Source organism: Streptomyces sp. P1-3, from assembly GCF_050613155.1.
In the GTDB taxonomy this organism is placed as follows: Bacteria; Actinomycetota; Actinomycetes; order Streptomycetales; family Streptomycetaceae; genus Streptomyces.
In genome coordinates this window covers 347,922-363,016 of the sequence record NZ_CP192512.1, presented here as the reverse complement: position 1 = coordinate 363,016, position 15,095 = coordinate 347,922, and the positions used below count along the sequence as shown (strand labels likewise).

The 15,095-nt window shown below is 72.1% G+C and carries 12 protein-coding genes; 3 read left to right on the top strand and 9 right to left on the bottom strand.

What is annotated here, in order from left to right:
• Positions 1-38: 38 nt before the first annotated feature.
• From ACQUSR_RS01280 to ACQUSR_RS01260, 5 genes are all read right to left on the bottom strand, one after another.
• Positions 39-2,327 (bottom strand): family 2 encapsulin nanocompartment cargo protein terpene cyclase, encoded by a 2,289-nt coding sequence (locus ACQUSR_RS01280; protein WP_431040651.1) that lies wholly within the window; start codon positions 2,325-2,327, stop codon positions 39-41.
• A 152-nt stretch (positions 2,328-2,479) separates the two neighbouring features.
• Positions 2,480-4,654, bottom strand: a complete 2,175-nt coding sequence (gene kdpB, locus ACQUSR_RS01275; protein ID WP_431040650.1) for a potassium-transporting ATPase subunit KdpB — start codon at positions 4,652-4,654, stop codon at positions 2,480-2,482.
• 220 nt (positions 4,655-4,874) lie between these two features.
• Positions 4,875-5,627: a thioesterase II family protein gene (locus ACQUSR_RS01270; protein WP_431040649.1), complete on the bottom strand. Its 753-nt coding sequence runs from the start codon at positions 5,625-5,627 to the stop codon at positions 4,875-4,877.
• 120 nt (positions 5,628-5,747) lie between these two features.
• A complete protein-coding gene (locus ACQUSR_RS01265; protein ID WP_431040648.1) occupies positions 5,748-6,386 on the bottom strand; it encodes an NAD(P)-dependent oxidoreductase in 639 nt (212 codons plus the stop codon).
• A 96-nt stretch (positions 6,387-6,482) separates the two neighbouring features.
• On the bottom strand, positions 6,483-7,394 hold the full coding sequence (locus ACQUSR_RS01260) for an EamA family transporter (protein ID WP_431040647.1): 912 nt from the start codon (positions 7,392-7,394) through the stop codon (positions 6,483-6,485).
• An 88-nt stretch (positions 7,395-7,482) separates the two neighbouring features.
• Here ACQUSR_RS01260 and ACQUSR_RS01255 point away from each other — a divergent pair, with 88 nt between their 5' ends.
• Positions 7,483-7,980, top strand: a complete 498-nt coding sequence (locus tag ACQUSR_RS01255) for a MarR family winged helix-turn-helix transcriptional regulator (protein WP_431040646.1) — start codon at positions 7,483-7,485, stop codon at positions 7,978-7,980.
• Positions 7,981-8,033: 53 nt separating this feature from the next.
• On the opposite strand, the gene ACQUSR_RS01250 is transcribed toward ACQUSR_RS01255, so the two are convergent.
• The 3 genes from ACQUSR_RS01250 to ACQUSR_RS01240 all read right to left on the bottom strand — a co-directional run bounded on the left by ACQUSR_RS01250 (position 8,034) and on the right by ACQUSR_RS01240 (position 11,673).
• Complete coding sequence (locus tag ACQUSR_RS01250; protein ID WP_431040645.1) at positions 8,034-9,203, bottom strand: hypothetical protein; 1,170 nt, start codon at positions 9,201-9,203, stop codon at positions 8,034-8,036.
• Positions 9,200-10,345 carry a hypothetical protein gene (locus ACQUSR_RS01245; RefSeq protein WP_431040644.1) on the bottom strand — a complete coding sequence of 382 codons (1,146 nt, stop codon included), beginning with the start codon at positions 10,343-10,345 and terminating at the stop codon, positions 9,200-9,202. Before ACQUSR_RS01245 ends, ACQUSR_RS01250 begins: the two co-directional genes overlap by 4 nt.
• A 131-nt stretch (positions 10,346-10,476) precedes the next feature.
• Complete coding sequence (locus ACQUSR_RS01240; protein WP_431040643.1) at positions 10,477-11,673, bottom strand: ABC transporter substrate-binding protein; 1,197 nt, start codon at positions 11,671-11,673, stop codon at positions 10,477-10,479.
• 170 nt (positions 11,674-11,843) lie between these two features.
• On the opposite strand from ACQUSR_RS01240, the gene aac(3) reads away from it, so the two are divergent.
• Positions 11,844-12,698 carry an aminoglycoside 3-N-acetyltransferase gene (aac(3), locus tag ACQUSR_RS01235; protein WP_431040642.1) on the top strand — a complete coding sequence of 285 codons (855 nt, stop codon included), beginning with the start codon at positions 11,844-11,846 and terminating at the stop codon, positions 12,696-12,698.
• 29 nt (positions 12,699-12,727) lie between these two features.
• On the opposite strand, the gene ACQUSR_RS01230 is transcribed toward aac(3), so the two are convergent.
• A complete protein-coding gene (locus ACQUSR_RS01230; protein WP_431040641.1) occupies positions 12,728-13,552 on the bottom strand; it encodes a hypothetical protein in 825 nt (274 codons plus the stop codon).
• Positions 13,553-14,202: 650 nt separating this feature from the next.
• Here ACQUSR_RS01230 and ACQUSR_RS01225 point away from each other — a divergent pair.
• Positions 14,203-15,078 (top strand): 3-hydroxyacyl-CoA dehydrogenase family protein, encoded by an 876-nt coding sequence (locus ACQUSR_RS01225; RefSeq protein WP_431040640.1) that lies wholly within the window; start codon positions 14,203-14,205, stop codon positions 15,076-15,078.
• Positions 15,079-15,095 lie beyond the last annotated feature (17 nt).

Genomic DNA, 15,095 nt, shown 5'->3' with positions numbered 1-15,095 from the left:
CTGCCCCGCGCTCGGACCTTACGCACCGCATTCCCGCGCTACGGGGTCGGCGCCACCGCCCGTCGCGCCCAGTCACCCGATCGGGCCGCGGCCGACGTCCCGACCAGGTGCAGCCGCGCGGCCGAAGTGCCCGGTCCGGAAGGCCCGGTGAGCGGCAGGGACAGCCCGGTCCGGTGGTGGCGCAGCAGGGCCTCCTCCGTGTAGCGGCTCACGCCGCGGTGCCACACCAGGATCCCGGCCATCCAGTTCTGCAGCTCGGTCACATACCCGTCCATCACCCTTCTGGCCTCCTCGTCCAGGCCGAAGTCGTCGTAGAGCGGGGGCAGTTCGTGCTCGACGACGTGCTGGAACTCGCGCATCCGCCCGGTCATCAGGTCCTGGATGATGGCCACCCCGGTCGGGTAGTCGCAGTCGAAGAAGTTCTGGACGACCAGGACGCCGTTGTGCACCTCGCCCTCGTACTCGATCTCCTTCTGGTACGAGAAGAGATCGTTCATCAGGCACGCGTAGTCGGCCGCGGCGTTCTCCAGGGACCGCATCGGCCCGCTGCGGTAGATCTCCGGTGGCACCTGCTTGCCGTGCCCCAGCCGGGCCAGCGCCATCGTGAGGTCGGAGCCGAACGTCATCCGCCGCATCTCGATGTAGTCCACCGGGTCGGGGACGCGGTTCTGCGCGATGTTGGCGAGCTCCCACAGCCAGCTGTCGATCATGTCCTCGACCGTCTTGCGGAACACCGCCCGGGCCTCGGGCTCCATCGGCTCCGCCGTACGCGCCCACAGGTCGGCAAGGCCGCGCTCCATGGCGCCCACCGGCACCGCCGTGACGGGGCCCTCCAGCGGCATGAGGGCGGCGAGCCGCTCGTTCGCCAGCCTCGCGCCCGCCAGGTCCCGGGTGCGTCCGAAGACGACGGGGTAGTAGTCGTCGGCGTACGTCCCCCAGGTCAGCCAGGCCGAGGTGAGGTCGAGCTCCTCGAGCGTGGCGTCCGGGTGGATGCCCGCGGAGCACAGCGGGAAGTCGAAGTCGACGAGCTTCTCCTCGGTCCAGATGTGCGACCCCGGGATGCCCGGCTCCGGTTCGAGCATGCCCATCCGGTGGGCCCACTGGACCAGGTTGCGGCGCGACGCGTTCAGATGGGGGCTGAGCGTGGTGCTGTAGGGCATGTAGAGGTCGGGCACCAGCGACGGGCCGACCCGCTGGAACGGGACGTGACTGTGGCGGCGCGCCCTGGCCGCGGCGCCCACACCGGCCGTACCGGTGATCCGCTTCAGATCGGCGGCCGAGGTGCCGAGCCCGCCGAGGGCGAAGGGCGACCAGGGGGCCGGGGCGGACCCCTGCGCCGCGCCGTTCATATAGCGGCTGGAGCGCATGTGCCACTCGTGGCCGCCCGACTGCCAGTCCTGGAGCCCCTTGACGTACGCGGCCACCTCCGCGCACGCCCGCGGGTCCAGCCGGTGCTCGACCAGCAGCGGCGGGACCTCGGTGAGCGCGGTGCTCTCGAACTGCTGGAGCCGGGAGGTCAGCAGGTCGTTGACGGAGTCCGCGGCCTCCTGGGTGGTGCAGTCCAGGAACTTCCGCAGCACCAGGACGCCGTTGCTCAGCTCGCCCTCGTCCTCGATCTCCCGCTGGTATGAGAACAGGTCGTTGCGCAGGTGCACCGCGTCGGAGAAGCACTCCTTCAGCACGCGCATCGGGCGGGTGCCGGCGATCGGCGCGGGCACCTCGGCGTGCGCGGCGAACTCGATGAGCCCGGCCGACCACGGCGCCCCGCCGACCTTCCGGCGCATCTCGATGTACTCGACGGGGTTGGCGACGCGGTCGGCGTTGATGTTGGCGAGCTCCCACAGGGACTCGTAGAGGAGGTTCTCGGTGGCTTCCGCGAACCGCGCGCGCCAGTCCATCGACATCTCCGGCACGGTCCGGGCCCACAGGTCGGCGAGCCCGGCCTCCACCGGATTGGTCGGCTCCGGGGTCCCGGCGGACAGGTCCATCGGCATGAAGGCGGGCAGCCGGTCCAGATACGCCTTGCCGCCCGCCCGGTCCTGCGTCCGCTTGAAGACCTCAAGGAAGTGGTCGTCGAAGAAGAACACCCATACGTACCAGTCCGTCACCAGTGACAGGTCCGCCGCCGAGGCGTCCGGATGGGTGTAGCCGCACAGCAGCGCGTAGTCGTGGGCGTCGAGATCCTCCCGGGTCCAGACGCCGGAGCCCTCCAGCATCCCCATGCCCGACGCCCACTGGGCGGAGTGCTCCCTGGCCTGCCTGACGTGCGGGTTCAGCCGCGCGGGATACGGCATGTAGAAGTCGGGAAGTTCGAAGGGCTGGGTCACCTGGCGCGTGCCTTTCCTGAGGTCCGCAGAACGACTGGGAGGTCTTACCCGGACCTCTGGCAGGCCATCCGAGGCCCGAAATAGTCATACGAGTACGCGCGGAGCCGGGTCCGGCTCGGGGCCGGACCCGGGTCCGCGCCCCGGACGCCCCGTCAGCCCAGGCCCGGCACCGTGGAGATCACCAGGTCGATCAGCTTGATGCCGACGAAGGGCAGCACGAGCCCGCCGAGCCCGTAGACCGCCAGGTTCCTGCGGAGCAGATCGTGCGCGGACGCCGGGGTGTAGCGGACGCCGCGCAGCGCGAGCGGGATCAGCGCCACGATGATCAGCGCGTTGAAGATGATCGCCGAGGCGATCGCCGAGGTCGGGCTGTGCAGGCCCATGATGTTGAGCGACTCCAGGCCCGGGTAGGCGGAGGCGAACATCGCGGGGGTGATCGCGAAGTACTTCGCGACGTCGTTGGTGATGGAGAAGGTGGTCAGCGCGCCGCGCGTGATGAGCAGCTGCTTGCCGATCTCCACGATGTCGATCAGCTTGGTCGGGTTGGAGTCCAGGTCCACCATGTTCCCGGCCTCCTTGGCGGCCGAGGTGCCGGTGTTCATGGCCACGCCGACGTCCGCCTGCGCGAGCGCCGGGGCGTCGTTCGTACCGTCCCCCGTCATCGCGACGAGCTTGCCCTCGGCCTGCTCCCGCTTGATCAGGGCCAGCTTCTCCTCGGGCGTGGCCTGAGCGAGGAAGTCGTCCACGCCCGCCTCGTCGGCGATCGCCTTCGCGGTCAGCGGGTTGTCACCGGTGACCATGACCGTACGGATGCCCATCCGGCGCAGCTCGGCGAACCGCTCCCGGATGCCGTCCTTGACCACATCCTTGAGGTGGATGACGCCGAGCACCCGGGGCCCGTCGCCGTCATGCACCGCGACCAGCAGCGGCGTGCCGCCGGAGGCCGCGATGGAGTCGGTGAACATCCGGGCCTGGGGCGGGACCCGACCGCCGTACATCTCCACCCAGCGGATCACCTCGGCCGCCGCGCCCTTGCGGACGTGGCACGCGCCGCCGCCCTCCCAGCGCAGATCGACGCCGCTCATCCGCGTCTTGGCGCTGAACTCCACGTACCGCGCCTGCCGCAACTCGCCCTCGGCCGGCTCCCGCAGCCCGTACTTCTTCTGGGCCAGCATGACGATCGACCGGCCCTCGGGGGTCTCGTCGGCCAGCGAGGCGAGCTGCGCCGCGTCCGCGAGCCGCACCTCGTCCATCCCGGGCAGCGGCACGAAGGCGGACGCCTCGCGGTTGCCGAGGGTGATGGTGCCCGTCTTGTCGAGCAGCAGCGTGTCGACGTCCCCCGCGGCCTCGACCGCCCGGCCCGACATCGCCAGCACGTTGCGCTGCACCAGCCGGTCCATGCCGGCGATGCCGATCGCCGAGATCAGTGCGCCGATCGTGGTGGGGATGAGCGTGACGAGGAGGGCGACGAGCACGGTGGTGGACTGGGCGGCGCCCGCGTACCCGGCCATCGGCTGGATCGTCACCACCACCAGCACGAAGATGATGGTGAGCGCGGCGAGCAGGATGTTCAGCGCCACCTCGTTGGGCGTCTTCTGCCGGGTGGTGCCCTCCACCAGGGCGATCATCCGGTCCAGGAAGCTGTTCCCGGGGCGTGAGGTGACGCGTACGACGATCGCGTCGGACAGCACCGTGGTGCCGCCGGTCACCCCCGACCGGTCGCCGCCCGATTCGCGGATGACGGGCGCGGACTCACCGGTGACGGCCGATTCGTCGACCGCCGCCACCCCCGCGACGACCTCGCCGTCGGCAGGAATCGGCATCCCGGCCTCGACGAGCACGAAGTCGAACATCTGCAGCTTGTCGGCCGCGACCATCGTCAGCTCGGCGCGGTCCACGTCCATGCCCACCCGCCAGTGCCGAAGGCGCTGCGCGACCATGGCCGTACGGGCCCGGCGCAGCGACTCGGCCTGCGCCTTGCCGCGCCCCTCCGCGACGGCCTCGGCGAGGTTCGCGAAGACGACGGTCAGCCACAGCCAGCAACTGATCACCCAGGTGAAGACGGAGGGGTGGAACACCGCGGACAGCGTCGTCAGCCCGGCCCCCGCGGCCACCACGAACAGCACGGGATTGTGTGCCAGCGCCCGCGGGTGCAGCTTCCGCAATGCCTCCGGGAAGGCGGTGACCAGCTGCACCGGCTGGAAGAAGCCGGCCGCGCGGCGGCGGTGGGACCTGCCCTGCGGCCTGCCTTGCCGGGACATCGGATCCGCAGGGGCCGGCGGGCCCGCGGAGTCCGTCGGAGCCTGGTGCGCTGCAGCGGGGAGCATCGGGGAGACCTTCTTGTGGGGTGTCGGCCGGGGACGCGAGAACCCGGTCCGCCGGCGTCCCGGCGGCCGCCCCGGAATCTAGCCCCCCACATGCCCGCATACCCCGTCTGAGCTGCGGAAATTGGCGCCCCTTTGACGAACGGCCGTTCCTGCCGTCAAGCCCGCGTCAGGATTCGCCGGGCCGCCGTCAGAACCCCGTCAACGGCGGTCCGTACGAGCGTCACCAGTGCCGGGCGGGCTTGAGCGCGTCCACGTACTCGGGCAGCCGTGCCCATACCTCGGGCGTGTAGAAGTGGCCGCCGGGCAGCCGGGTCGCATGGCATCCGGCGCCCGCCAGGGAGTGCCACCCCTCCAGCCGCGCGGCTTCCAAGTCGTGGTCGTGCTCCCCGTGGAGCACCTGGAGCGGCACGCTGACCCGCGCGTCCGGCGCGCACCGGTAGCTCTCCAGGGCGCGCAGGTCCGCGCGGAAGGTGTCCGCGGCGATCTCCACCAGCTCGGGCTCGGCCAGCAGCGCCTCCGGCAACTGGCCCACCGAGCACATCCAGTCCACCAACTCCTCGTCGGTGTCGGACAGCATCGGCGTCACAGTGCGCGGGTTGGGCCCCGGGAGCGGGGCGTGCGCGCCCGAGACCACCAGCGCCTGCGGCGGGGCGACGCCCGCCCGCTCCAGCCGCTGCGCGAGGTCGAAGGCGACCCAGGCACCCATGCTGTGCCCCAGCAGGACATAGGGGCGGTGGGCCACGGTGCGGACGGACCTCAGGGCATCGCCGAGCAGTTCGTCCCAGTCCTCCGCGAAGGGGGTGCGGAACCTCGACTCCCGCCCCGGGTAGCAGTGCACCACCAGCTCGACGTCATGGGGCAGGACGTGGGCCCACGGCCGGAACGTCCTGGTGCCGCCCCCGCCGAAGCTCATGCACACCAACGTCCGTCCGGCGTCCGGCCGGGGCAGCGGGCGGAGCAGCGATGTGGGCACCTGAACTCCCGTTGTAAAGAGGGCGAAGAGCAAGTTGTAAAGAGGGTGAAGAGCAAACCGATCGTACTTGCTCCCGCCGGGCGTCGCCGAAGCCGCCGGGATTTCCCCGAGGTTGGGGCATCAGTAGGCGACGGTGAACCTGGCCCGGTGGTGCCGGGGCCGCTCGGCCTCGTCCAGCAGCGCCACGGCCAGATCCTCCATGGAGATCGCGGAGTTGCCCTCGGCGTCGACCAGCAGCTCGTCGCCGCCCAGCCGGTAGCGGCCCGTGCGCTCGCCCGGCTCCAGCAGCATGGGCGGGCTCAGATACGCCCAGTCCACCGCCGTCTCGGCGCGGCACACCTGGTGCTGGTCGGCGCACGCCAGCGCGATGGCCCGCAAGTCGGCCGGGAAGTCCGGACCGTCGACCACGGTGAGGCCGCCGGTGCCCGGCAGGGTCAGGGTGGCGGCGCCGCCGACGACCAGCAACCGGACGCCGGTCCCGGCCAGCCCGGCCAGCAGCGCCTTTGCGGTAGCGGCGAGTTCGCGCTCGCTGCCGGGGACCGGGCGGGTCGCGCTGATCACGACGTCCTGACCGGCGCTCAGCGCGGCCACGTCCTCGGGGATTCCGGCGTCCCCGACGCGGGCGTGGGCGGCGGCGGGCAGTTCGGGGAAGCGGGCAGGGTCGCGGACCACGGCGGTGACCTCGTGGCCGCGCGACAGGGCCTCGGCCACCACGCGGCTTCCCACGGCTCCGGCCGCTCCGAACACGGTGATGCGCATGGTTCTCTCCTTCTTCTGGATGGGGCGGGGTTTTCTGGACGGGAGTTCTTCCGGACGGGAGTTCTTCCGGCCGGGGGTTGTCATGGCCGGGGGTTGTTATGGACGCGTCGAGGCGACGGGGTCACGCCGCGGCGCGACGGGCGTGCGGGGGCCGCGGGTGCGGTGGGACTGCGCCGCGACGAGGGCGGCGAGGACGATGAGCCCGCCCAGCGCCTGGACCGCGGTCAGCTCCTGGCCCAGCGCGAGCCAGCCCAGTGCGGTCGCGACCAGGGGGCTGAGCAGACCGAGGAAGGTGACGTCGGTGGGGGACAGGACGCGGATCCCCCGGAACCACAGGGCGTAGGCGACGGCGGCGCCGATGACCGTCAGGTAGCCGTACCCGGCCAGGTTCGCCGCGCTCAGCGTCGCCGGCGGCGGTCCTTCCACCAGCAGGGCGACCGGGAGCAGCAGCAGCCCGCCGGCGACCAGCTGCCAGCCGGTCGTCGCCAGCAGGGGCGCGGGCGGCGCCCACCGCTTGCTGAGGACGACGCCGGTGGCCATGACGACCGCGCCACCGAGCGCGGCCGCGACACCGAGCCAGTCCAGCCGCGCGTCGGCGCGGAGCACGAGCAGGCTGACCCCGGCCACGCCCGCGGCTCCGGCGAGCACGGTACGCCGGGACAGCCGCTCACCGAGCAACCCGGTGGCGAGCCCGGCCACCAGCAGCGGCTGGATCGCGCCGATCGTGGCCGCGACCCCGCCGGGCAGCCGGTAGGCGGCGACGAACAGCAGGGCGAAGAACGCCCCGATGTTGAGGGCGCCGAGCAGCAGCGATCGCCACCACCAGATCCCCTGCGGCAGGCGCCGGGTGACGGCGACCAGCGCGAGGCCGGCGGGGAGGGCGCGTACCACCCCGGCGAGTAACGGCCGGCCGGGCGGCAGTAGTTCGGTGGTGACGAGGTAGGTGGTCCCCCATATGGCGGGAGCCAGCGCGGTGATGAGCAGGACCCCGATTCGATTGCTTAGCACTAAGCCAATGTATCTCAGCGCTAAGCTATCTGGCGGGGGTGGGCGGGTGATGTATCTCACCGCTAAGAGATTGGGCTAGTCTGGTGTCGTGGCAGACCATGTCGACCGTGTACTGGAGCAGTGGGGCAGGCAGCGCCCCGACCTGGACGTATCGCCGATGGCGGTGATCGGACGGCTGGGGAGGCTCCACCGGCTGGTAGACGCTCAACTCGGCCAGACGTTCGCCAAGCACGGACTGGACCGGGCGTCGTTCGACGTCCTCGCCACCCTGCGCCGCAGCGAACCACCGCACCGCCTGACCCCCGCCGAACTGATGCGGTCGTCCATGGTCACCTCAGGGGCCATCACCCAGCGGCTCGACCGCCTGGAGGCCCGCGGCCTGGTGGCCCGTACCCCCAGCGCGTCCGACGGCCGCAGCGTACAGGTCTCGCTCACGGACGAAGGCCGCGCGCTCATCGACCAGGCGCTGCCCGACCACATCGCCACGGAGAACCGCCTGCTCGCCGGCCTCACGGAGCCCCAGCGCGACCATCTGGTCGACGCGCTCCGCACCCTGCTGGAGTCCCTGGACGACACCAGGCGCTGAGAGGGGCCGACCCGCGCGGATGCGCGGGTCGACCCCTTCGGATGTTGCGTCGATCAGGCCGGCAGCTTGATACGCAAGGGGCCGCAGCCCACGCGGTCGGCCTCCGCGGCCACGTAGCGGGGGAGGAGCGCGCGGATGTCGCCGGGCTGCCTGCCGTCCCTCGCCCGGACGAGGAAGGTGACCGGACCGGTCGGGCACGCGGCCTGGAAGAGTCCCAGGTCGTCCCGGATGACGCCGTGCCCGTCGCTGTCGCCGGCCTTGATCGGCTTGCCGCCGTCGAAGGCGAGGTCGCCGTAGAGCGCGGCCAGCCGGGGATCCTCGACCGTCATCAGCCGCAGCTGGGGATGGTCGAACAGCACATGGCGGTCGCAGGTGCGCACCGGCCCCGCGCCCCTGGTCACCAGGGGCATGTAGTGCGCGTAGTCCTTCCGCCCCCCGGGGAGCCGCAGTCCCTTGATGCCGCAGACGGCGTCCGTCTTCTCGTCCTGGAACCGCGCGGGCGCCGGCATCCGGTCCACGGGGTCGGCGATGGTGCCGTCGCATCCCTCGTCGGCCATGAAGTCGTTGACGAGCTTGACCACGGTCCGGGCGAGCTGATCGCGCTCCTGGGCCCTGACCTCGTTGTCGTAGACGGTCCAGCCCGTCTCCACGTCGATCACGACGGGGCCGTCGTCCTCCTCCGGTCTGCCGAGGCAGCCGTCCGGCACCGCGAGCCAGGCGCGGGTGTCCGAGGCCATGCCCAGCAACCCGCCGCTCATCGGGGTCAGCCGGGCGGACAGGAACTCGTCTGCCCACTGGTCGCCCGCGCCGCCGAACCGGGTGTCGAGCTGATGGACCTGGGCCGTGATCCGGCGGCCGCGGGGGGACTTCAGGACGCACAGCCCCGACGGGCCGTCGTCGCCGATGTGGCCCGTGGTGACGGGCACGTCGGAGGCGTCGATGTCCCGCTTGCCGCCGAACAGCGCCGCCACGTCGTCCTCGCCGAGCGCACCCCAGCAGGCCCGGTTGTCGCCGGTGAACGGGCCCACGTCCGTCTGCCAGGCCACGACCGCGCCGCCGAGCAGCGCCCCGGCCACGGCCGCGGCCAGCGCGGGCCGCAGCCGGCCGCGCGTCAGCCGCCGCCAGTGCCACCAGGGCCTGCGCGGCGTGGGAGCGGCGCCTTCGGTCGCGTCTTCGGCGACGTCTGCGGTGTGCTCGGGAACGTCCTTCTCGGTGTCGGTCATCGTCCCGAACCCCCAGGTGCGACGGGTGCGCAACCGAGGCGTTGCGTCACGGCGTTGGTGAAGGCGACGAAGTACCGCGTCGTCTCGCGGGTGCCCGGGGCGAGCGCCATGAGGGTGACGGGACGCCCCGCGCATTCGGCCCGTACGACCTTGTAGCCGCCGATGTCGGTGAAGACGCCGGTGCCGCGCCAGCCGCGCGCGGGCGGTTCGCGTCCCGGCACGCCGTCGAGGAGCGCGGCGAGCCTCGGCTGGGCGACCATCAGGGCGTCGAAGTACCGATCGCCGTCCCGCCTCAGCCGCACCGAGCACGACTGGAAGTCCCGGGTCACCGCGCCGACCTGGTATTCGAGGCCGTTCGTCCCCTTGCCGAACTCCATGCCCTTGATACGGCACGCGCGCGAGAAATAGTCCTCGTCCTTCTCGGCCAGCGTGAGCACGGGCGAGGTGACGCGCAGCGGCCTCCCGGGGGCGCAACCCGCAGCAGCCATGCCCCGGTTGGCGGCCGAGACCAGCAGCTCGGCCACCGAACGGGCGCCGCCGAGCTCCGCGCCGTCCGACAGGGACACGCCGTCGCTCCAGTCCGTCCCCGACTCGGAGTCGATGGTGACCGCCGTCGGCCGGCCGTCCGGGGTGTCGCACCGCTCGGGCAGCACGAGCAGGCCGCGGTCCTCGTCGACGGCCCCGGGGAGCCCGTCGGGCAGCGGCACGGCGCTGCCGCCGAGGTAGGTGTCCAGCCACTCCACGCGCTCCGCGGCGTCCCGGGGCGCCGGGCCGTACGTCACCGTGACCTCGGCCTTCCTGACGTAGTCACCGGTACTGCTGCTCGTGCCCTCGGAGCGGATCGCGACGGTGCATCGGCCGCGCGGCCGCTTCGGCGTCGGCGCGGTCTCCTCGGACGTACGGCTGCCGCCCCCGTCGCCCAGGAACTCGGGCCCGCTGCCCTCCTCCCAGGCGCCCCAGCAATAGCGGTCCCTGCTCTCGAACGGCCCGGTGCCCGCAGCCCACGTGCCGAGCCCCGCCGCCACCAGCGCCACGGCGGCGGTGACGGCGAGAGCGGTCTTCGGCCGGGCGCGGACGAGCCGCTTCACCCGGCCCGGCCACGCCCGGCCGCCGCCGTCGGCCGGTGAGGTCTCGTCCGTCATCCCCGTCCCCCTGTCCCCGCGTGGCGGTAGATCTGTCCACCGGGCGTGTGATCGTATCGACCGGGTGTGACGGCGGGTCCGCCGCCCCCTTTGCCGTCGGCGTCAGGCCGCGCCGGGTGCCGCCGCGGTTCTCAACGGGCCGGAACCACGTCCCCGTCCAGCGGCACCGTCGGCAGCCGGGTGTTGGTGACCAGGGCCAGTTCATGGGCGCGGTCACGGCCCGGCCGCCACTGCCCGCCGATCAACGGGACCAGGGCGATGTTCGGGGTGGGCCCGCTCGTCCAGTCGAGCGTGCCGGCCATGGTGGCCAGCCGCAGGCGGCCGATGGCGTCGGCGACCGAGCGGCGGTCCGTGGGGTCCTCGGCGGTGGCCAGGGCGTGCGCGGCCACCTCCAGCAGGGCGTGGGCCAGGCCCAGCGGCTGGAGCCACGGCTTGCCGGTGTGCCGCTCGTAGGCCTCCGCGAGCGCGGCGGCCGACGTGCCGTCCAGCGAGGAGCGGTACGGGTGGCGCGGGGACCAGTAGACGAGTGTGGCCACGCCCGCGCCGTCCAGCCCCGCGGCGGCGCCGTGCGGGTAGGCCAGCCACCGTGAGCAGGTGAGCAGCCGGGGCCGCAGCCCGCGCTCCCGGGCCTGCCGGTGGAACAGCGCCAGATCTTGGGCGGTGGACGCGCTGGTGACGATGTCGCACCCGCGGTCGCGGAAGCGGTCGATGTATGCGCCGAAGTCCTCGGCCGGTTCGCGGTAGGCGCCCGGATCGACCATGGTGTGGCCGCGCGCGGCCGCGACGGGTGCGAACCCGTGCTCCCCGTCGCGCAGGAGCCGGCCCTGCAAGCCGTCGTTCCACAGGCAGCCGACCGTCCGCGCGGGGCCGACGCGCTCCCACATCTCCGCGAAGACCTCCGCGATGTCGTCCAGGCCCCAGGCGAAGTGGTACGTCCAGCGAAACGGCCGCCCCGGGTCCGCGCCCCGCCCGTACACATACGCCTGCCAGGGGAACGTGGTGGACACGCAGGGCACCTCCAGCTCCTCGCAGGTGTCGGCCACCGCGGGCAGCACCTGCGTGCCGGCCATGGTCACCACCAGCCGCGCTCCCTCATCCCGCGCCAGCTCCCGCGCCGCCCGCCGCGCCGCCGCCGGATCGGAGCGGCTGTCGCGGCAGGCGATACGGATACGCCGGCGGCGGGCGCCGTCGCCCAGGACCGGCAGCCGCTGCCCGAGCCACCGCACGACGAACGACAGCGGGTCGCCCAGCTCCGCCAGCCGGCCGGTCCGCGGCACCACCGCACCGATGCATAACCCGCCGTCTCCCGCACCCGCGATCTCCGCCATGGTCAATCCCCTTCCGCGCTGGGCCTGGTGCCCTCAGGCCACGTTCACTCCTTCAACGCGGGCGACTTCGCCCCATGTGCCGGGTCGAGCCCCAGATCACTCGAACGGATGAACGATCAGGTCGATAAACCGGTTGCCGACCGCCCGTGTGTCGGGGAAATGTCGCGTGCATGGATGAGATGGCCTTACTTCAACGCTCCGGCGGTCCTGTCACCCGCGGTCGGCTCACCCGGGACCTGACCGCGCTCGGCCTCACCAAGGGCGACATCGTGATGTTCCACACCCGGATGTCGGCGATCGGATACGTGGCGGGCGGCCCCGCGACGATCATCGGTGCCCTCGGCGATGTCGTGGGCGAGCGGGGAACCCTGATGGTGACCTGCGGCTGGAACGACGCTCCGCCCTACGACTTCACCGACTGGCCGGAGGCCTGGCAGGAGGCCCTGCGCAGGGAGCATCCCGCGTACGACCCCGACACCAGCGAGGCGGACCACAACAACGGCCGGCTCCCGGAGGCACTGCGCCGCTGGCCGGGCGCCGTACGCAGCCGGCACCCCGACGCCAGCTTCGCGGCACTCGGCGCGGCGGCGACCGCGCTGATGGCCGACCACCCCTGGGACGACCCGCACGGGTCCGAGAGCCCGCTGGCACGACTGGTCGCCATGGGCGGCCGGGTCCTCCTGCTGGGCGCGCCGCTGGACTCCCTCACGCTCCTGCACCATGCCGAGGCGCTCGCCGAGGCCCCGGGCAAGCGGTTCGTGGAGTACGAGCAGCCCATCACCGTCGACGGGGAGCGGGTCTGGCGGCGCTTCCACGACATCGACTCGGAGGACGACGCCTTCGACTACTCCTCCGTGGTGCCCGAGGGGCAGTGGCCGTTCGAAGCCATCGCCCAGGACATGCTCGCCGCCGGGATCGGCGCCCGCGGCATGGTCGGCGCGGCCGAGAGCCACCTGTTCGACGCCGGCGACGTGGTGGACTTCGGTGTCGCCTGGATCGAGGAGAAACTGGGCGGAGGAGCGTGACCGTCACCAGGTGACGCGCGGCGGGGCGTTCACCATGGAGGCGCCGGCCACCGCACGGCCCGCCACCCCGCGGGGTCGGGCCTGTGCGGGGTGCCGATGTCGATGGAGTCGAACTCCTCAAGGCTCCCCGGAGGCTGGTGCCGGTAGGTGCAGCGGATCGGGTCCTCGTCGTCGAGGCAGACCCACACGCCCGGCCATTCGGGGTGGCGGCAGGTGACGAACCGTCCGCACACCGCGCACGTGACCACGGGGAGCCCGGCGTCGCGCAGGTGCCCGATCGCGGTGTCGTCCGCGTCCGCCGCCCCGTCGAAGCCGTACTTCAGCGCCTCGAAGAGCGGCATGAAGGGTTCGCTGAGAGCGTCCACGTCGTCCCAGGTCATCGAGCCGGACAGCGGCAGGGTGTAGCGGTATCCGAAGCGCGGCAGGGCGCCGGTCGACGCCTCGCTGACGCAGTCGATGCCGTCGTGCCACAAGGCGGCCGGCACCAGATTGGGCATGGCGCCCAGGATCACCGCTCGCGCCGCCTGGGGATCACGGTGGTTGAGCAGTCCGGTGAGGGCGGCTTCCCGCAGATCCATGTCCAGGTACAGGGTGTCCTGGACCACCGGCTCACGGCCGCTGATCAGCACGCGCCGGTGCACGGGGGCGTGCTCGTTGCTGAACGACTCGACGGACTCGCCGGCGGCGACGGCGCAGATGGCGTCGGCGACGGTGGGGAAGCCGGCGAGGAAGGCGGCCCACTCGGGCGGCCGACGCCCGATCGGCGACGGCGGTGCGGTGGCGGTGCCGAGGGCGCTCGTGTCGGCCCCGGTACGCCAGTTGACGCCCCCCGCCGCCCAGAGCGTCTCCAGCAAGAGAGGGACAGCGGTCGAGAAGAGGTGCGACCTCGAACGTGGTAAGGGGCGGCTCACGAAAGGTCCTTTCGTGGCGGGGAAATGTTTGGGATCCGCGATTCGCCCGCGGAGGATCCGACGGATCCGAGCAGCCTTTCCGTGCCCATCCTGGTAGGGGAGGAAGGCGTTCGGAAGGGGTTGACTGGTGCGGATGGGAACGCGATTGATGCCCTTGACTGTATGAACGGGATGATAATTCAACCCGGGCCTCGGGAGGCATTCTTGGCATGTTGTCCTGGCGACGGGACACGTAACCGGTGGTGCGCGCCTGTCTGAATGCTGACGCTTTCTCTCCTCGCGGTCCGCCGGTCGAGTGGAATTGGTGGCATGGAGCGCCAAATTGGCGTAGCCGTGCGCCAAATTGGCGCGGATTCACGTCGGGTGACCCTTCGTCTGACGTTCAACCACTGGGAGATGGTCGCTGTGTGCTCTTCCGAGCAGGACTGGCCGCGGGGCGGTCGCCGGTGCGGATGCTCCCCGCCCGGCGACGCGAAGCGGGTGGTTCCGATATCGGCGGCCAATGCCGTGTACGTCATTCACACCCAGAGGCCCAGGGGGACGCATGGCGTCGCCGCCGACGACCGACGACGAGCCCGCTCAGGTGTGGAGGAATGATGACGGATATACAGAGGGCCGGCCCCGCGCGGCTCGCCGTGCTCGGCGCGGGCGTGATGGGGGTGGGCATCGCGACACTCGCCCAGGGCCACGGCGTCCCGGTGGTGCTGGTCGACATACGGGAGGAGGCCTTGGAGCGGGCCGTCGGCACGATCCCGCGCCAACTGCGGCTGGCCCGGCTGCACGGCAAACTGCCCCGCGAGGCGGCACCCGCCGGGCTGCGCACCACCACCTCGCTCGCGGACGTGGCCGACGCGACCGCGGTCGTCGAGGCCGTCACCGAGCTCCCCGACGCGAAGGCGAAGGTCCTGGCCGAGGTTTCGGCGCTGATCGCGCCCGGCACACCCGTGGTGTCGAACACCTCCGCCATCCCGATCGACGAGTTGGCCGGGCACGCCGCGCGGCCCCAGGACGTCGTCGGCGCCCACTTCATGAATCCGCCCTACCTCATCCGTACGGTCGAGGTCATCCGCGGCCCGCGGACCTCCGACGCCGCGCTGGACGCGGTCCTGAGCCTGCTCGCCGCGCTGGACCGTGAGTCCGTGGTGGTCGGCGACGGACCCGGCTTCGTGATCAACCGGATCCTGCAGCGCGTGATCAACGAGGCGGCCCGCGTGGTGGAGGAGGGCGTGGCCTCGCCCGAGTCGGTCGACGCGCTGTTCAAGGGCTGCCTAGGGCACAGCACCGGGCCGCTGGCCACCGGCGACCTGATCGGCCTGGACAACGTGGTGGACAGCCTGCGCGTCCTGCGCGACCGCACCGGCGACGCCGGCTACGAGCCCTGCGACCTGCTGCTGGCCAAGGTCCGCGCGGGTGACTTCGGCCGCAAGACCGGCCGAGGGTTCTATGCCTACGACTCCCTTCACTCCTGAGACGAACCGCTTCACTC